Source organism: Streptomyces sp. 5K101 (assembly GCF_046506645.1).
Taxonomy (GTDB): domain Bacteria; phylum Actinomycetota; class Actinomycetes; order Streptomycetales; family Streptomycetaceae; genus Streptomyces.
Genome location: NZ_JBKFFO010000044.1, coordinates 1 through 17,036 on the forward strand (window position 1 = coordinate 1; position 17,036 = coordinate 17,036).

The 17,036-nt window shown below is 69.8% G+C and carries 12 protein-coding genes and 8 pseudogenes; 10 read left to right on the forward strand and 10 right to left on the reverse strand.

The annotated features are described in order from the left end of the window. Positions 1-101: 101 nt before the first annotated feature. Positions 102-527, reverse strand: a complete 426-nt coding sequence (locus ACLB9X_RS33735; protein WP_410364241.1) for a hypothetical protein — start codon at positions 525-527, stop codon at positions 102-104. Positions 528-3,956: 3,429 nt separating this feature from the next. Between ACLB9X_RS33735 and ACLB9X_RS33740 the strand changes: the two are divergent. Then, positions 3,957-4,718: pseudogene (locus ACLB9X_RS33740) on the forward strand (collagenase); the annotation flags it as partial. Positions 4,719-4,945: 227 nt separating this feature from the next. Here the strand turns inward: ACLB9X_RS33740 and ACLB9X_RS33745 are convergent. Beyond that, positions 4,946-5,125 (reverse strand): annotated as a pseudogene (locus tag ACLB9X_RS33745) (ISAzo13 family transposase); the annotation flags it as partial. Positions 5,126-5,182: 57 nt separating this feature from the next. Between ACLB9X_RS33745 and ACLB9X_RS33750 the strand changes: the two are divergent. After that, positions 5,183-5,560: pseudogene (locus tag ACLB9X_RS33750) on the forward strand (transposase); the annotation flags it as partial. Positions 5,561-6,173: 613 nt separating this feature from the next. On the opposite strand, the pseudogene ACLB9X_RS33755 reads toward ACLB9X_RS33750, so the two are convergent. Further along, a pseudogene (locus tag ACLB9X_RS33755) lies at positions 6,174-6,398 on the reverse strand (DDE-type integrase/transposase/recombinase); the annotation flags it as partial. 209 nt (positions 6,399-6,607) lie between these two features. Here ACLB9X_RS33755 and ACLB9X_RS33760 point away from each other — a divergent pair. Further along, positions 6,608-6,808, forward strand: coding sequence for a transposase (locus tag ACLB9X_RS33760; protein ID WP_410364242.1), 201 nt, complete (start codon positions 6,608-6,610; stop codon positions 6,806-6,808). A gap of 46 nt (positions 6,809-6,854) precedes the next feature. Here ACLB9X_RS33760 and ACLB9X_RS33765 read toward each other — a convergent pair whose 3' ends face one another. Both ACLB9X_RS33765 and xdhC read right to left on the reverse strand, forming a co-directional pair. Beyond that, entirely contained in the window at positions 6,855-7,595 is a 741-nt protein-coding gene (locus ACLB9X_RS33765) for a class I SAM-dependent DNA methyltransferase (protein ID WP_410364243.1), read from the reverse strand. 131 nt (positions 7,596-7,726) lie between these two features. Further along, a pseudogene (gene xdhC, locus ACLB9X_RS33770) lies at positions 7,727-8,482 on the reverse strand (xanthine dehydrogenase accessory protein XdhC). A gap of 1,183 nt (positions 8,483-9,665) precedes the next feature. Here xdhC and ACLB9X_RS33775 point away from each other — a divergent pair. Next, positions 9,666-10,202, forward strand: coding sequence for a hypothetical protein (locus ACLB9X_RS33775; protein WP_410364244.1), 537 nt, complete (start codon positions 9,666-9,668; stop codon positions 10,200-10,202). 175 nt (positions 10,203-10,377) lie between these two features. Further along, positions 10,378-11,112 (forward strand): CPBP family intramembrane glutamic endopeptidase, encoded by a 735-nt coding sequence (locus ACLB9X_RS33780; RefSeq protein ID WP_410364245.1) that lies wholly within the window; start codon positions 10,378-10,380, stop codon positions 11,110-11,112. Between the two features lie 119 nt (positions 11,113-11,231). Here ACLB9X_RS33780 and ACLB9X_RS33785 read toward each other — a convergent pair whose 3' ends face one another. From ACLB9X_RS33785 to ACLB9X_RS33805, 5 genes and pseudogenes are all read right to left on the reverse strand, one after another. Further along, a complete protein-coding gene (locus tag ACLB9X_RS33785; RefSeq protein ID WP_410364252.1) occupies positions 11,232-11,633 on the reverse strand; it encodes a hypothetical protein in 402 nt (133 codons plus the stop codon). A gap of 465 nt (positions 11,634-12,098) precedes the next feature. After that, a pseudogene (locus ACLB9X_RS33790) lies at positions 12,099-12,170 on the reverse strand (hypothetical protein); the annotation flags it as partial. Between the two features lie 59 nt (positions 12,171-12,229). Further along, positions 12,230-12,421: pseudogene (locus ACLB9X_RS33795) on the reverse strand (hypothetical protein); the annotation flags it as partial. A gap of 277 nt (positions 12,422-12,698) precedes the next feature. Next, positions 12,699-13,397 carry a DUF6183 family protein gene (locus ACLB9X_RS33800; RefSeq protein WP_410364246.1) on the reverse strand — a complete coding sequence of 233 codons (699 nt, stop codon included), beginning with the start codon at positions 13,395-13,397 and terminating at the stop codon, positions 12,699-12,701. 508 nt (positions 13,398-13,905) lie between these two features. Next, a complete protein-coding gene (locus ACLB9X_RS33805) occupies positions 13,906-14,319 on the reverse strand; it encodes a PPOX class F420-dependent oxidoreductase (protein WP_410364247.1) in 414 nt (137 codons plus the stop codon). 172 nt (positions 14,320-14,491) lie between these two features. Between ACLB9X_RS33805 and ACLB9X_RS33810 the strand changes: the two are divergent. From ACLB9X_RS33810 to ACLB9X_RS33830, 5 genes and pseudogenes are all read left to right on the forward strand, one after another. After that, positions 14,492-14,737: pseudogene (locus tag ACLB9X_RS33810) on the forward strand (transposase); the annotation flags it as partial. Further along, entirely contained in the window at positions 14,674-14,937 is a 264-nt protein-coding gene (locus tag ACLB9X_RS33815) for a Ku protein (RefSeq protein WP_410364248.1), read from the forward strand. The pseudogene ACLB9X_RS33810 and the gene ACLB9X_RS33815, both read left to right, overlap by 64 nt. Before the next feature lie 166 nt (positions 14,938-15,103). Then, entirely contained in the window at positions 15,104-15,529 is a 426-nt protein-coding gene (locus ACLB9X_RS33820) for a DUF4259 domain-containing protein (RefSeq protein WP_410364251.1), read from the forward strand. Positions 15,530-15,570: 41 nt separating this feature from the next. Continuing rightward, positions 15,571-15,975: a hypothetical protein gene (locus ACLB9X_RS33825; protein WP_410364249.1), complete on the forward strand. Its 405-nt coding sequence runs from the start codon at positions 15,571-15,573 to the stop codon at positions 15,973-15,975. An 83-nt stretch (positions 15,976-16,058) separates the two neighbouring features. Beyond that, positions 16,059-16,820 (forward strand): DUF4253 domain-containing protein, encoded by a 762-nt coding sequence (locus ACLB9X_RS33830; RefSeq protein ID WP_410364250.1) that lies wholly within the window; start codon positions 16,059-16,061, stop codon positions 16,818-16,820. The last annotated feature ends 216 nt before the right edge of the window (positions 16,821-17,036 follow it).

Here is a 17,036-nt window from a genome sequence, read left to right on the forward strand (position 1 = left end):
CCTTCACCTGGATGAAGACCGCCGACGAGATCCTCAACTCGCTCGCCGGCTACCTCGCCAAGGTCAGGACCACCACCGACACAGCCAAGCAGGAATAACCCTCAGGATTTCGGGCGCATCACACTAGCGGTGCAGAGCGGCGATTGCGTCCAGATCATGGAGGGCCGCGCGGCCGGTGCGAGGGCGAGGCCGACGCGCAGGGCCACCACGGCGGGCGCCAGCAGCGCGAGCAGGGCGTACTCCAGTACCGGCTCAGCCGCGGGCAGCGCCACGTCGGCCAGCGACCACAGCAGCACCCCCGTGAGGGCCAGTTCGCCCAGCAGCGCCCCGCGGCCGGCCTGAACCACCGCGGCCCGTCCCGCCTGGCGCCGCGCTCGCCGCCACAGCTGCCCCGCCTCGACGGGCCGAACATGGGTGACGGCCAGGGAGTGCGCCGTGTGCAGCACGCCGAACGCGAACGCGGCAAGGCCCAGCAGTACAGGCAGGGTGCCGGCCGCGACCAGCAACAGCACCTCGGTGTCCGGCACGTACGTGTCCTCCTGCCGCCTGGCCAGCTCGGCGCCCCCCCTGCATCTCGACGAACGGGGGCCGGACAGCGGCGAAGGCCGGCAACAGCACGCCGGTTCCGGGCCAGCGTGGCCCAGGCAGTGCCGTGGAGTGTCAACCTGTAGGCGAAGCAGAAACGTTGGGCGAAGGTGCGCAGTTCCCCAAGGGCTCCGGGGTCCGGTGGTGTGGCTTCCCCGGTGCGAGCCGGTTCCCCGTGATCCCCGTCATCTCGGTGCCTCCCTGGCGTCTCTGGTGCGGGCGGCCACTATCCCGCGACCGGCCGCGCGGCTCAAAGGCTCGGTCGGCACCGGTGGCCCCATGCTCCCTCGTGAGGACGGCGGGGAGCAACGGCCGCCCCAGTCCACGTCGCTCAGCGGCGGCGGCCGCGTCGCAGGAGGTTACGCAGAAGTCCGCGCCTCTGGCGCGGCAAGGGAAGGACTCCCCGGGCCGGGGGTGCCACCTCTGCCGAGTGGCCTTTCGGGCATGGGATGCCTGAGTCCGGCGATCTCCGGCCCCCAGTGGGCCCGCTCAGTGGTGTCGCCTGGGCGGAGAGAGACGTCGAAGGGCTGGAGCGGGTCACGTACCTCACGTTTTGCGTCGCCGTTTGAGCAACCGGCGCGCGGTGATCCGTTGAACCCGGTAACCGGCGCCCCACCGTTGAGCCGGCGAGTGAGCGAGGTTCGCACATGACCAGGACCCTTCCGCACAGCGCCCGGCGCCGCCACGTGACCGCTGGCCGCCTCCCGGCAGGCCGACCCAGCCGAGCTCCCTCTCAGCACATCGCGCACTGATCGGTCGATCCCATGGACTATTGCGTTCCTTGCCGCCGTCCTCGCAACGGCACCCTGACGTGCCCGGAGTGCGGGGCGTACGACTATGGCATGGCACTGCCGGGCGAGTCGGGTGACGGCGCTCCGGTGGACGACAAGGCGGCGATGGAGGTCCTCTTCGGCGCCGGACCGGACCCCGTCGACACATCCTCGCCTTCCTCGGCGATCCCCGCTCCCCGGAAACGGGCTGCCGAGACCGCGACCGCCTCGGCCTCGACTCCACCGGCCGAGGGGTCCGAGGCCCGGCGTCGTCACGGCGCGCCGCGCTGGAAGAAGTACGGAGCCCGGACACTTGCCGCGGCCGCGTTCACCGTGCTGGGCGGCCTCGCCGTCGGCGCGGTGCTTCCCGAGCCGGCGGCCGGGCCCCAATCCGCGGACGTCCCCGACGCCACCCCGGGGCCGGAACAGGCATCCTCCGAGGCACCCCAGGGGCGCGCCGCCGCACCGCCACAGGCTTCACGCCCACCGGAACGTGCGGCCACACACCCCGCCAGAGGAACCGGCCGGGACCGCGACAGCGAGGTGATCCGACCCCCACGCGCGACGGACACACAGCCGGAATCACCGCCTCCCCCGGCTCCTCCCGCCGTCACAGCTCCGCCGTCCGCGAAGCCCACCCCGGCCCCCCGCCCGCCCAGCGGCCGCCCCAGCCCCTCGCCCACCCCGACGGCACCGCCCACCCCCGCCCCGACCCCCACACCGAGCCCGAGCCCGAGCGGCACCACCGGCACCCCACCCACGGCCGATCCCACGCCGAGCCCCGCGGTAAGGCCGCTGGCCGATGCGCTGCGCGGTGGTACAGGCCTGCTGTTGCCTGGCTGGTAACGGGCCGAAGCGCTCTCGCGCTGCGCTGCGTGCGCCGCCAGTCCATCACCCGGTCCACGGCCAACGCCTGACGAGTCAGCACCGGCCGAAGGCGCCGGGAGGCTGCTCCGGCCCCCTTGCGGTGGGGGAGTGGCCCCCCGCCGCGCCGAAAACGCACCCGAGAAAGGCACCCGTGATGAGCGCGCACACCGCCGAGACCATCAGCCAGTCCGTCAGCGTCGTGACCCTGTCGGCCCGTATCGCCGAGTCGGGCAGCATCACGCACGTGCCCGAGATTGTCCGTCCTGTGGGCTCGGGCGGCGCACTACGCCGAGCGGAACAGCTGTGGGAGCTGGTGGCAGAGGCCCGGGTGAACCGGGAAGTCGCCCCATTGCTCGCCGAGATCGCGACGGCCGAGCCTCCGGCCGACGTCACGCACCTGTACGCGTCCGTGGAGAGCCGGCGGCGCACGGCGGTCGCGGAGACACGACGGACCGCCGGCGAGGCAGCGTATGAGCGCGTGGTGGGGGAGATGCACCGGGCCTCGCCAAGAGATGCCGGCTTCCCTCGGCCTGCCCGCCCACGGCATCGAGGGCTTCAGGCGCACCCACGAGCAGGCCCAGGCCGCCAAAGCCGTCGGTCTCGCCTGCATCGGCCGCACCCCCGCCGCAGTGAGCTTCGGCGACCAGGGGGTGGCCATCGTCTCCCTGCTGGCCAAGGACATGGACACCACCCGTCAGTGGAGGCGTGACGTCATCGGCCCCCTCGCCCGCAATGACGACAACACCGCCGAACTCCGCCGCACACTCCACGCCGTCCAGCAGCGCCACGGAAAATCCACAGGTGCTCGGCGGGCGCCAACTGTCACTGCCTCCGGCTCCAGCAGCCCGCAGCCGGTCACACCTCCGGCGCACTCCTCCCGCGAGCCGTGGCAGGGCTCTGCCGTTTCGCACCCAATTAGCCTGCGATGTGGGCCACTTGAGGGGGCGGCGGGATCGCGCACAGCCGGGCGAACCAGATGCACCGCCCCGCCTACGTGCGGTGGGCCACTTCCTACCTCAACCATCGCGCGGATACCGAAGAGGCCGTCGACGACGCCTACCTCTCGGGCCCCTACCGGGACTAGGCGGCCCACATCGACACCGTCGAACAGCAGACAGTATCGCTGCCTGCGGACATCACCGGCCTGATCGACCACACCCGCCTGGGCAACTCGCCGACGACCATCCCGCCGCAGCCCGCGCGCCGTAGCTGCTCTTGGTCGGCGGCGCCGCCGCCTGCTGCCCAACCGCGGCCTGATCCGCGCCATCCGCCGCGGTATCCCGTTGCAGCTCGCCTGCCAGCGGAGCCGGCCGGGGGCTGACGCAACAACAGCCTCGGGCGACCGCTGGCTGCTTGTGGGTTGCCGGGGCTTCGACTGCTTGCCACTGCCGTTCCCCTGCTCCAGGGCGGAACGGGCCCGGCCGTCAGGCCATGCGCTTCGATGCGAGGCAACGGACTGGATGCGTCCCTGCCAAGAATATTGAAAAGCCATGTGACATGTGCCATTTTACAGCGCAGCCCGTCGCGGACGGGACCCCGTACTCGCCTCCCCAGGAGTGAATCTTGCGCGCAATGGCCGTCGCCACCGCCCTGCTCATAGCCGCCGTCGCGGCCTCTCCCGCCCAGGCCTCCCAGGCCGATCCCAAGCCGGACCACGTCTTCGCGGACCCGGGCCGGCGCCCGGCCCACGGCGATGGCAAAGGCGCTCCCGGGGCGACCGGGACCACCGGCGGCAAGCTGGAATCGCGCATCCTGCCGATCGTCCACAACTGCAGCCCGACGCTGCGGATCCGGGCCCAGGAGATGACGGCCGCCCAACTGACCGCGACCTGCGCGAGTCTGGCCAACCAGGACGCTTACTTCCACAGCGTGGTCAAGGACTCGGGGCCGGTCGCGAACGACTACAACACCACCCTGGAGGTCGATGTCTTCAACTCAAGCGCCGACTACAAGGCATACGCGGGGAAGATCTACGGCATCGACACCAACAACGGCGGCATGTACCTGGAGGGAGACCCCGCCAAGACGGGCAACCAGCCGCGGTTCATATGTTACGAGCGCACCGACGTGAGCCCCGGCTGGCAGATCTGGAACCTCAATCACGAGTACACCCACTACCTCGACGGCCGCTTCGACCTGTACGGCGACTTCAGCGCCAGCCAGACCACCCCCACCGTATGGTGGGGCGAGGGCATCGCGGAGTACATCTCCTACTCCTACCGCGGCGTCACCTACGCCAGCGCGGTGGCCGAGGCCGGCAAGCACACGTACTCCCTGGGCACGCTGTTCGACACCACCTACGCCAACAGCGACGTCAACCGCATCTACAACTGGGGCTACCTCGCCGTCCGCTACATGGTCGAAAAGCACCCGGCCGACGTCGCCACCGTGCTCGGCCACTACCGCGCCGGAAACTGGACCGCCGCGCGTGCCTTCCTCACCTCGCTGGACTACGAGAGCGACTGGAACGCCTGGCTGACGGCCGTGGCGGCGGGCGCCTGACCCGTACCGACGAAATGCGGCTCCCGAGGTGACGGAATGCGCCGACCCCGTATGCTCACCCCCTGCAGTAGGGGTCGGCGTCGGTGACCCAGCGGCGGGCGGTGGTGCCGACGGTACCGAAGCGGGAGAGGTCGTAGGTGACGTACTCCGAGGTCCGGCCGCGTACGGTGACCAGGACCAGGCGGCGCTGCTCGGGGTCGTAGGCGGCGACGGTGGCCTGGCCCCCGACTCTCGGTGGTCTCGTTCACCCCGGCTGCCCGAGCGACGGCGCGCACCCCGCCGTGACCGAGCAGCCTGGCCTCGGCCGCCACCGCCACACGGCGCTGTCGCTCGTTCAGATGGGGCAGCAACACTGAGAAGCGAAAGCCGAGTTGGGACAGTATCTCCTCCATGATCGCCATACCAGGCCAACGAGTACGAGACCGCGAAGCAATAGGTTGGTTCTTTACTGCCACGTTCCCAAGTCCGCCCTGCCGTGGGGCGCCACGCTGCTACGACCGTCTTCGAACAACCGACTCCGAGGCGTCCAGTCCCAGATGCGGCACGTCCTGGACGTGCTTGAGGCGAAGTTCCCCAAGGCAGCAGCACACTTGGATGCAGCCCAGCACGAGCTGCCGGCGTTCACCGCGTTCCCGCGCGAGATCCGGCGGCAGATCTGGTCGAACAACCCGCAGGAGCGGCTGAACAAAGAGATCCGCCGCCGCACCGACGTGGTCGGCATCTTCCCCGACCACACCGCCGTGATCCGCCTGGTCGGTGCCGTTTTGGCCGAGCAGAACGACGAGTGGACCGAGGCCGGCCGCTACAAGGGCATTGAACTCCTCGCCAAGGCCCGCCTCCACCCGATCGAGTCAGAAACCGGCGAGACCGTCCTGCCCACCGGAGTCACCGCATGGCCTCAAAACGAGATCACCGAGTGGCCGTCGATACACCACTCCGGCGGACGTGACCTCCGCCAGCGTCGGTGGTGGCGACGACAAGCCTTCACCAGGCAGAGCAACCGCGCGCCGGGCCTCGTCCGTCTGCCCGCCACTCCCTGGCTTTGGAGGAATGGCCTAGAAAGTCATGTGATTGTGTGACTTCTTTCCTTGCTCTAGGCGGTTGCTGTGAACAGCGCCATCCTCAGACCAGAAGGAGGGGGAGGGGGTGGTTTGCATGGATGCCTTTGTGTCGCTCTTCGTTCACTTCAGTCACTGGTGCTGCTGCTGGTGGTGGTAAGCAGCCCCCAACTATGAGGACGGTCCCCTCCAAGGCAGCTGGAGGGGACCGTCTATCTGCTGGAGCCTAGTGACCTGAGTCAGAGATTCCCTGAACAACAGGTGGCGACTTTGGTCGAGGATCTCGTCGGCCGTCTTCGGTCCGGCGAAGGGCCGGGGCTCTCGTTCCGGTCGGAGTGAGCTGCCCCGCGTTTTGTAGAGTCCGGTGATCTTGTTTCAGGCCGACTGCAGGGTGGCTGCCAACCTGCCAGCCGACAATGCTGCGCGAGAAGACGTCCAGGACGAACGCGACGTACACCCATCCCGTCCAGGTGCGGACATGCGTCATGTCCGCCACCCACAACTGGTCAAGCCGGCTTGCGGTGAAGTCCCGGTCGACCAGGTCCGGCGGGCGGGGCGCCGACGGCTCGGGGACGGTGGTCCGCCGCCGCTGCCCACGGATCACGCCCTCGGCCCCGGCGCAGGCCCGGAGGCATTTCACCGAACCCCAGCGGCGAAGTGGATCACTGTGCTAGCCGACCATGATCGTTCTCACCGATAACCGCTGTACCGATGTTCCCCGAGGCCGGCTTCGCAGGGACTCCACGCAACCAGGGTCAGCTCATGGTGCTGGGCGACCGCGGCTACGACCACGACTAGTGCCGCCGCCTCGTCCGGGATCTCGGCGTGAAGCCGCTGATCGCTCGCCAGGGCACCGAGCACGGCTCGAGCCTGGGCACGCAACGCTGGGTCGTGGAGCGAGCATTCGCCCACCTGCACTGGTTCCGCCGCCTGCGGATCCGCTGGGAGATCTGCGACGACATCCACGAAGCCTTCCTCGCCCTCGGATGCGCACTGATCTGCTGGCGACGCCTGAACTCCCGATAGAAGTTCAAGACAGGCACGGCCAACGTTGATGGCCCGGTGACCGACCTCAGGCTGGCTTGCGCCACACGGAGACGTGCTTCGCGGAGTCCTGGGTGAACGGAGACCCGTCCCAGTCCGCAACGCGACGTTCCAGCTCGAGCCCAGCGATCCGCGCCATCAGGTCGAGCTCCGCCGGCCAGGCGTATCGGTGCCGGGAGTTTTCGCGGCGGTAGTGGCCGTCGTCGCCGTCGCGGGTGAAGTGGTGTGAGACGAGCATCTGCTCGACCAGGTCGAAGGTGTCGAAGCCGAGATGCTGCTCGGAGACGTCGAACGGCACCGCGACCTGGCCGGGCGGCAGGAGCCGCAGCGGCGGCACACCCAGCTCGATGACGAACCGGCCGCCGGGCTCCAGATGCCGTGCAGCGTTGCGGAAGCACTCGACCTGCTCGTCCTGCGTGAGCAGGTTCGTGATGGTGTTGTAGACGAGGTAGACCAGGGTGAACCCGCCGGGAACGACGGTGGTGGCCATGTCCCCGATGACTACCGGGAGGGTGCCCTCGTCGACCTTGCGCCGCAGCACAGCTGCCATGTGCTCGGACAGTTCGATGCCCACCACCGGCACGCCGCGTTCCCGGAGCGGGACTCCCACCCGTCCGGTTCCTATGGCGAACTCCAGCGCCCGGCCGTCTCCGGCAAGCTCGGCGAGGAAGGCGAGGGTCCGTCCGAGAACGGCAGCCGAGGACGCTTCGGCTTCCTCGGCGTCGTAGCGGTCGGCGGTCGCGCGGGTCCACAGTTCACTGCTCGTCACGGGTGGCCACTGTGCCGGGTGCCGAGGGGCGCTGTCGACGCATTTACGTTCTCCGCGGCTCAGCGTGCACCGCCCACAACTCGTTGTCGCCTTGCCAGGGCTTCGGCCGAACCGCCCCGCACCCCGGATCATCAGTCCGTGAGGGTGGGGTGGAGGTCGGTGGCGATGGTGGCGGGGTGTTTGCCGGTGATGTGGGGGTGTCCGATGGGGGTTTTGATGCGGTTGAGGGTGGTGGGGTGGTGGCCGCCTTCGGTGGTGAGGCGGGTACGGAAGCGGGCCCATTTGGCGGTGGAGCCGATGAGTCCGATGGTGGCGAGGTGAGGGGTGCGCAGGGATGCGTCGCACAGGGCGGCGTCTTCGGCGTGGTCGTGGGTCGTGATCAGGATGTGGGTGCCGTGGGGAGGTGTTCGAGGACTTGTTCGGGCAGGAGGGGGGTGTGGTGGGTGTGGATGCGGGTGACGGGTTCGGCGAGGACGGTGGGTCGTTGGGGGGTGAGCATGTCGGGGCGGCTGTCGATGAGGTGGAGGTGGAGGTCGTGGCGGGCGAGGATGCGGGCGAGTTCGAGGCCGACGTGTCCGATGCCGAAGATCGCTCCGTGGGTTTCAGGGGCAGGGTTCGAGGAGTATCTGGACGGTGCCGCCGCAGCATTACACGCCGTTGAGGGTGAGGTCGATGAGTTCGGGTTCGCGGGCGGCGGTGGTGATCATGTCGCGGGCGCGGTCGATGGCGACGGCTTCGATGTTGCCGCCGCCGATGGAGCCCCAGGTGCGGGTGTGGGCGACGACGAGTTTGGCGCCGGCATCGCGGGGGGCGTGGCCGCGGACGGTGGCGACGGTGACGAGGACGCCGGGTTCGCGGTGGGTGCGCAGGTGTGCGACGGCGGTGATCCAATGCTCCTACGCTGCGCCGTCCGCGGCACCTCTCTCGCCTGGCGCCGCGACGCTTCCCGACCCGCCATTGGCTCGGCGCTCCTGCGACCGGGTCATCACCCGGTCAAGAGCACCGTACCCTGCCGGGGCCCGGGAGGCTCCGTGCGGATCACAAGGTGTGCACCCTGCGGGAGTTGATTGGGAGGCTCGGTACGGATCGAGAGGTGAGCGCCCTGCCGGGGCTGACCGGGAGGCTCCCTGCGCATAGGCGGGACTCTTGCCCGGCACCGGCACCGGCCGCGGGCGGCCGCTTTTGCGGCCGCGCGGCAGGAAGCGGTCTGCCGTAAGCCGTCTGCCGCACGGTGAGCCCGGCACGAAACCCTGGGGGAGTCCGGGGAGGGTTTCGTGTCGCGCTCGCCGCCCTCCCGAGGGCGGCCGGGGGCCGGTGGCAGCCGGCCTGCTGGGGCGGCAGGGAGGTGGCGGAGTGTGGCCTGTCGCCACCGGGGTGCAACAGGACAGGGGGTTGGACCGTGGTCTGGTGGAACAGCGCCTGTGTCTGGCTGCTGCGGTGCGACGATGGCGCCGTCGTGGAGGTTCGGGGCCAGGGGGCGGAGCGCCGGCCGCGCGGCCGTGCACGGGATCGATTCGAGCGCGGACGGCTGGGCCGGCGAGTTGGCCCGCCATCTGGGCACCACTCCCGGCCACGCCCGCTCCCGTGTCCGCTGGCACCTCCTCGGTCCCTGACCCGCTCTGTGGATCCCGGCCGGCGGTGCCCCGGCCGGGACCGCGGGCGGCGCTCCGGGGGCCACCTGTCGCCGGGGCGCACGGTCCATCAGTTTGCTGGAACGGGACGTTCTCGCTGCGCCCGGCACCGGCACCGGTACCCGGACCTGCCGCAGCCGTCCCACCGGCATGCCATGCCATGCCAGCCGTGCCACGCCATTCCGCGCCGTGCCATGCCAGCCGTGCCATGCGGTGCCATGCGGTGCCATGTGGTGCCATGCGGTGCCACGCGGTGCCATGTGGTGCCGGCGGGTGCCGGCACGGCGCCCGGCGCCGGCGCGGCGAGGGCCTCACCGCTCGGGGCCGTGACCGCTCATTGGGCACAACCGTCATGCGTGCCCGCGTGGCGTCGTGTTCGCTGACGTCACGGGGGTGAGCATGGGTGGACCCGGCCCTCTTCACGCACCGAGGCGATGCGATGTCCGACCGCGCTGACCATGTCCGGCCCGAGGGCGTCGCACGAGGGGGGATGAGGCGGCGGCAGCCGCCGGAGCGGTGGCTGTTCAGCGGCATCTACGGGCTGGTGCTGGCCAGCGCCATGGTGGCCGCGCTGGACGCGGCGGGCGAGAAGGCCGATCCGGGTCCGGACGCGTTGTGGGTGCTGCTCACCGCGCTGGCGTCGAGCGCCGCGCATGGGTACGCGCATGTGATCGCCCGGCGTGCGTCCGCCGACGGGGCGGCCACCGCGAGCAGAGTGTGGTCGGTGCTCGCCGAGTGGCCGCTGGTGGCCGCCGTGCTGCCCACGGTGGCGATACTGCTTGCCGCGGTGGCCGGCTGGTGGGCCGAGGCCATGGCGGTGGACGTGGCGCTGCTGTTCAACACTGTCGCCTTGTTCGGCCTGGGCGCCTGGGCCGCCCGCGCCGCCGGGCACGGGTGGCCCGCCTCGTGCCGGGCAGGGGGTCTCGACATGCTGATCGGTGTGGTGATCATCATGGCGAACGCGCTGATCCACTAGCCGGGCCGCCGGTCACGGCGCCACCCGCGGCGGGCACGGGTCTGCGACGAAGTGCTACGGGACTACGAGGGGCCGGGGGGCTGCGGGGAAGGCGGTTGTATCCGCGGGCCTGGCAGCCCGCTCGGTTTCCGTGCGGTCCGCACCGGTAGGGGGCGGCGCGCCGTGGAACGGCGCGTTGCGGGCCGTTCTCGCGCACGTGGGCAATCCTTGTGCGGCCATGTGGATGCTGCTGTTGGCCGTCGTGGTGCTCGCGGCCGCGAACGCGCTCAACGCCCTGCTCGCACCGGGCTGGTACGTGCCGGTCTGTGTGGCTGCGGCCGTGCTGCTGGTGCTGATCGCCCGCCGGTCGGGCCTGACGTGGCAGGACCTGGGGCTCGGCAGGGCCGCGGCCCGCCGTGGTCTGCGCTGGGGCCTGGTGCTGGCCGCAGCCGTTGTGGTGGTCTGTCTGGCGGGTCTGGCCCTGCCGTTCAGCCGGGAGGCATTCCAGGATGAGCGGGCGGCGGGCCTGTCGTCCGGGGAGCTGGTGTACCGGGTGCTGGTCCGCGTACCGCTCGGCACGGTGCTGCTCGAGGAGGTCGCATTCCGCGGCGTGCTGTGGGCCATGGTGCGGCGACGGTGGGGGCCGGTATGGGCCACCGTCGCTTCCTCGCTGCTCTTCGGGCTCTGGCACGTGCAGCCGTCCCGCGGGCTCACCCGCGCGAACGCGGCGGCCCAGGCGGTCTTCGGAGCCGGCCAGTCCGGCGTCGTCCTGGCCGTGACGGCGGCGGTCGCCGGCACCGCTCTCGCCGGTGTGCTCTTGTGCGAGCTCCGCCGCCGCTCCGGCAGTCTCGTCCCGCCCGTGGCGCTGCACTGCGCCCTCAACGGTGCGGGCTACGCGCTCGCGTGGGCGGCGAGCCGCGGGTGGGGCTGATGGGCGCACGCCGGCGTCGCCGGCGTGCGCGCCGACGCCCGTGGGAATGCGAGGCCGCATGACTGATGGGGTCCGTTGCATCGGCTGTCGGCCGCAGTGCCGTGAGGCCGTCGGACTGCCTACAGCGGGATCTCGCCCAGTGTGATGTCGACGGCGCCGGCCGGCCCGTTGGGCTGGTCCACGGCGACAGTGACACGGCGCCTGCCAGGGCCACCCGCGAGATGTGTGGTGAACCGGCTTTGGCCGATGACGTCCCCGACGATGAGGCGTCCATCGGCCAGGAAAAGGGAGCCGTCGAATACGGTGGTGAAGCCGTCCTGCGTCGTTTCGATGCCGGTGATGTCCTCGACGAGCACGCGTACCTTGACCAGGGGGACCTGTGCCCGGACTCGGACGAGGACTGGGTTTCGCATGCCACGGCCGGCCGGTCCTGCAGCGCGAGCGTGGTCCGGGATCCACTCGGTGGAGCCGAGAGCCATCACGGGATGGTTCACATACAGGTCCAGGCCGGCGATCTGCACAGCTCGTGCTCCGTTCATCGCTACGGGGCGTTTCGCGGAGTGTAGAGCCGCGCTGTGACAGTGGTGTCGTGGCCGGCACCACCTGCCGTGGATCTCAGCTCTGAGTTGCGGATCCGGGTGCGGAGGAGAGCGAAGACCCGGCCGTACACGGCTCGCTTGAGCGTTTTCCCCCTGTTGACGTGGCCTTCGACCACCCGGGCTTCCCGGGCGGGTGGGGCCGGCGGTGACGGCGTCCAGGTCCTGGCGAAGCCTGCGAGGCCTTTTCATGGGCTTCGGGGCATTCTGCTCTGCCCGGCGAAATCCGCTCCAGCAGCAGGTATCGGTGCTGGTGACGGACGAGATCGGCGAAGGCTCGGGCGAGGTCGCAGGCCCGGGTGATGTCCGGGCAGGCGAGCCGCGGTTGTGCGCCACGGCGGGGGTGGTCTCGCGGACCCGTTCCCTGGTCTCCTCAAAGTTGTCGCACGGGGCGCGGTCGACGAGCATGCGCGCGGTGTCGTCCCACATCTCCGACCGGGCCACGGTCGGCCTGCCAAGCATGTCCTTTGGACAGGGCGTTCGACCCGCTGGCCGACGACCCGCTTCACGCCGTCCGGCGTCCACTGCCGGGCTCCGGTGCGCGGGTTGAGCGGGGCGTCCTCGATGGCCGCCCGCCGCTCGCGCCTCGTCCACGACCGACGCGAGGATGCGGTGGACGGTGAACCACACGCCCTCCTTGCGGGTGTCCGCCGGCCAGCGGTTGGCGGTCCACCGCCCGTCCTCCACCGTCCGGCGTTCCACGCCGGTGTCATCCGCGAACATCTGCAACGACTCCGTCACGGTGAACAGTTTCGTCCGTGCCGTCCGGCATGAACCGCCCACCGACCTCATCGGCTCGGTCTCCAACGCCATGCCACCGCGAGCGAGATGCGCCTTCGCGACCTTTGCGATCAGTTCCTCGGCCTGGGTGACTCTGTTCGTAACGCTGCCGGGTGAGGCTTCCCATCCGGTCGGTCATGACGACCACCGCCCTTGCCCCGGGCCCGTCACCCACGATGGGACCGGTTCAACGAGGTACGACGGCGCCGGTCACCGTCCACGGTGGCGCGGGCGTGACGCGCGGAGGCAGAGCGCTTGACTGGGGGCGCTCGAAGCAGCCGCCGACGGCCGCCAACCTCCCTGCACAAAAGGCTGTGTGGGTGGTGAAGGCGAGGCGTTCGCTACGGCGTTTGTCCGTCGTGGTGAGGCAAGCGGGCGGCGAGGTGCCCGATGACGCCGGTCCCGTTCACTGCGGTCGAAGGCGACGGCCGCCAGGTCGGCGACGCGGTGATGCTCCGCGAGGAGCGAGGCGACGAAGCGCTGCCCCAGGCCGGACGTGTCGGGCATGCTCCGCGCGTCGAGAAGCCGGAGCAGTTGTGCCAGGCTGTCGCGGCCGAGCGTGAGCGCGAGCACGCGCACGACATGGGCCAGCTGCCGCTTGTAATCGCGCACCCGCTCGGCAGCGGCTGCGCGCCGGCCGGCCAGCTCCGCGCCCAGATCGCGTACGTACGCGGTGTCGCCTTGTGCGGCGCGCTGTTCGGCCTCGTCCCATACGAGACGCCCCAGAGCGTCGTCGGTGTGATCCACGGTCATCCACCTTATGGTCCCCGCGCGATTCGGCGGCCGGAGATGGCGTCGGACTCGTCCTGAAGCGGGCCGGGCAGCACCTGCTGCGCCGCCTGCCAGGCGTCGCCGCCAACATCGCCGCCCTCGCGGGCTTGATCCGGCCGCCGATGAGTCGCCTTCCATCCATTCACCGGACCATGAGCGACGCCCGAACTCATCGGAATCGACCAAGCCGTGGGACGACGCAGTGACTCCCGAAGCGGTCGACAGACGACTCCCGTTCTCGCGTGCAAAGCCATGGAGCGGGAAACTCCGTCGTGTACGTCTGCGCGGTCTTGTGCCGAAGCCCGGTGGCTGTCACAACGGCAGGCTTACTGTCGCCAGGACCGGCGGCGGAGCTGCCGGTGAGGAAGCCGGAGGACGACGACCCCGGCCGGCTGCTCCGAGCGCGGCGCGGGAGGTGACACCAACCGCGCCGAACCGGCCGCTGGTGACAGGCAGCGTGCTGATCTGGCGACAGCAAGTCGCCGCCGGAGCCCTTTCGTGGGCCTGTCGGTGCCCGGTGCGTCCGGGCGCGTCCGCCCGGGGCGGCACCGCGGCCGCGTGTCAGGAAGCCCCACCTGAGGGCTGCTGCGCGCGGCCAACCGCGTCAGACCCGTCAGGAGGCCATCACCACGTCACCTTCTCACTGTCAGGCCAGGTTACCCATGCCGACGACCTTGCGCGGGGAGATCCGGACGACAACACGGGGATTGTCGTGGACCGAGGCCGGGTTGAACTCGGCATACTTCTTCCCGGTGTACTTCATCGCCAGTTCGTCGATCAGCTCGGGACCACCCTCTGTGGTGATGGTGGCCTCACCCCGGACCTCAGCGTAGTTGTACGGGGCATCGAAATCCTGTACAACGACGCTGACCCTGGGGTCGCGCCGGAGATTCTTCTCCTTGCGGCGTCCCACGGTTGTCGAGAAGAGCAGGTCGTTGCCGTCACGCTTGACCCAGACCGGCGACACCTGCGGGCTGCCATCGGGCTGGATGGTGGACACAGTGACGAAGACCGGCTCGTCGAGGTGCCGCTTGAGGTTCTCGGAGAGTTCGACTGCCACTGACGTGCCTTTCCCTCGGTGTTCTCGGTACTACAAGCCCCTCCGAACGTATCCCAGAACAGCGCCGATTCGGCGCTGGACAGGCGGGGACAGCCGGACACGGACCTGCGGCAGGACCAGTACGGTCGCGATCGCGGTGAGCCTTCGAGGCTGGTTGTCAGTTGTGCTGGGCATGGGGAGTGGATGGTGGGGTTGGATTGTTCCGGAGGACCTGTGGGAGATCGCCAGGCCGTTGTTGCCGCCGGCTCGCGTGCGGCCGCAGGGCGGCGGCGTCGCCGACACCGATGACGAGGCGGTCTTCGCCGCAATCATCTACGTACTGGTCAGTGGCTGCGCCTGGCGGTCGTTGCCGCCGTGCTTCGGGGGGCGGGGGTTTTGGGGCAGGTTGCATCAGAGGGTTCTCCGACTCCTGGACGACACATTGACCCGATCAGCTACAGCCGGCCGTACTACGTCGGGCCCGGCGGACCGGAGGCCGACCGCTCCTACGTCCTGCTCGTCGAGGCGCTCGCCCGGACCGGACACGTGGCCGTGGCCAAGATCGCCATCAGGAGCCGCGAGCGCCTGGCCCTCCTGCGGCCACGGCACGGCATCCTCGGGCGGCCAACCACCCGCTGATCAGCCGACTCAACACTGCGGGGCCCACGGAAGGGTGAGGGATGGAGCCAAGGACATGCTGCTGACCCCAACAGGCCCGTGCTTGATCCGGGGTGCCACGGCGACGCCGTTGTCAGTGGCTCTCATCAGAATGGTGCGGACAGAGATGGCGACGGCAGGAGTGACGATGGTTACCTGGGATGTCGGTCCCTTCGACAACGACACCGCAGCGGATTTCTGCGGGGACCTTGACGAGGCAGCGGTAGGCGAACGCGAGGGCATTGTCCGCGGCACTCTCATACGCGTGATCGATACCGCGGGTTACCTCGAAGCACCCGAGTCCGAGGAAGCCGTAGCTGCGGCCGCTCTTGTCGCCGCGCAGTGCCCTGGGGGTGAGCCTGCTGATCCCATTTACGGGACGGAAGAGCCTCTTCCCGATCTCACCGGCCTGCGCGATCTCGCTCTCCAGGCCCTCGGCCGCGTCATGACCGAGCCTTCCGAGCTGATGGACCTGTGGGCAGATTCGGATGGCAGCCCATGGCGCGCGAACATCCGACGCCTGCAGACCGTGCTCCTGCCACAACCGCCCGGAGAACAGCTCAGCCTGATCTGACCGACCGCAACCGCTCCTCGAGGCTTACCTGGAAGGCCGCCATGAGCTGGGACGTACTCCTCCTCCGCCTGCCCGACGACCTCACCTCCGTGCAGGAGATCCCCGCCGACCACACCCCGGACTCGCTCGGCCGACGACGCGACGTACTCGCCGCTGTTACCCAGGCTTGTCCCGAAGCTGATCTCGCGGACCCCACCTGGGGCGAAGTGTCCGGCCCCACGTGGTCCATCGAGCTCAACATCGGCTCAGAAGACCCGGTGGACTCGATCATGCTCCATATCCGGGGCTCCGGTGACGACGTGCTGACGCCCGTCTTCCGTCTTGCCGAGGCTCTACGGTGCAAGGTGCTCGACTGCGCGGAAGGAGACCTGATCGCTCCGGGGCAAGAGTCAGGCCGGCGCACTTTCCAGAAGTTCCGCGATCGAGTGATCGGACCCTCTCAGTGATGCCTACCGGTCGCAGCACTGGCATCCGCCCCATGCACCCTGAAGCCCGTTTGAGCCTTGAGGGCCTTCTTCCGCCCGGTCGGATGGTCACGTCCGACGAAGGCGACGGAGACGTACAGCCCCTGTGGCTCAGTGACGGGCCGGCCATGGCCGAGCTGTGGACCCGGATGCACGCTGAACACACACGCTCCGGCCTGTGGCCGCTGCTGCTCGACTCGCTGGATCCGAACGACGGCGAATTTCGCCCATGGGGATCCGGACAGGTCTTCCCCGAGCTGATGTCCGCCCCGGCAAGCCACGCCCCTGCCGGCCTCCTCGCACAGTGGTGGGCGACGTACACAGCCGTCGACGAAGACGACGACATGCTCGACGCCGACCGGCGCTTCGCCGCCACGGCCCCCTTCGGGCAGACTTGGCCCGGCCTCGCCCCCAGCCGGAATACGGCAACGAATCCCGATCGACTGGCTGCCGAGTTCGCGCAGGCGTTCCTCGCCGACCGTCCACAAACACGTCTGGGGCTGGTCGCCGCAGCGTCCGGTGCCGAGGCGCTGACGGTGGGGGGCTGGGCCGGACCCTGCAACTACGACAACGACACCGCGAAGTTCTCCGCGGTCGTCCGCGACTGGGAGCACCGTTTCGGAGCCCGTGTCGTCGCGGTCGGCTTTTCCACTCTGCACCTCAGCGTCGCCGCGCCACCGGTGAACGTCCATGAGGCTCTCCTGGTCGCGGCCGAGCACTTCGCCTTCTGCCCGGACAACATCTGGCAGGGCACCAGGCCGAGCACACTGGCGGCGTACGCCGGGCGGATCACCGGAGCCCATCGCTGGGACTTCTGGTGGGACTGATCTGCTTCCCGGAAATCGGGCGCCAGGCGTGTGGGACTGTAAGAAGCCGTTGTCTTTCCGAGAGTGACGGGTTCGTTTCCGCTGGTCAGGTGTAGGCGTGGTGTTTCGGCGGGAGGGACGGGGTGTCGTGTCGTCTCTTCGGTGGAGGTGCCGGGATGCCGTCGGTGATGGGGTTGCTGGAGGAGCGTGAACGCGACGCTCGGCAGCGGGTGGAGT

What these genes read in the sequence shown, in the direction of transcription:
- ACLB9X_RS33825 (WP_410364249.1), top strand. Translation starts at nt 15,571, where the DNA reads ATGAGCTGGGACGTACTCCTCCTCCGCCTGCCCGACGACCTCACCTCC.
- ACLB9X_RS33820 (WP_410364251.1), top strand. Translation starts at nt 15,104, where the DNA reads ATGGTTACCTGGGATGTCGGTCCCTTCGACAACGACACCGCAGCGGAT.
- ACLB9X_RS33775 (WP_410364244.1), top strand. Translation starts at nt 9,666, where the DNA reads ATGTCCGACCGCGCTGACCATGTCCGGCCCGAGGGCGTCGCACGAGGG.
- ACLB9X_RS33830 (WP_410364250.1), top strand. Translation starts at nt 16,059, where the DNA reads ATGGTCACGTCCGACGAAGGCGACGGAGACGTACAGCCCCTGTGGCTC.
- ACLB9X_RS33800 (WP_410364246.1), bottom strand. Translation starts at nt 13,397, where the DNA reads ATGGAAGGCGACTCATCGGCGGCCGGATCAAGCCCGCGAGGGCGGCGA.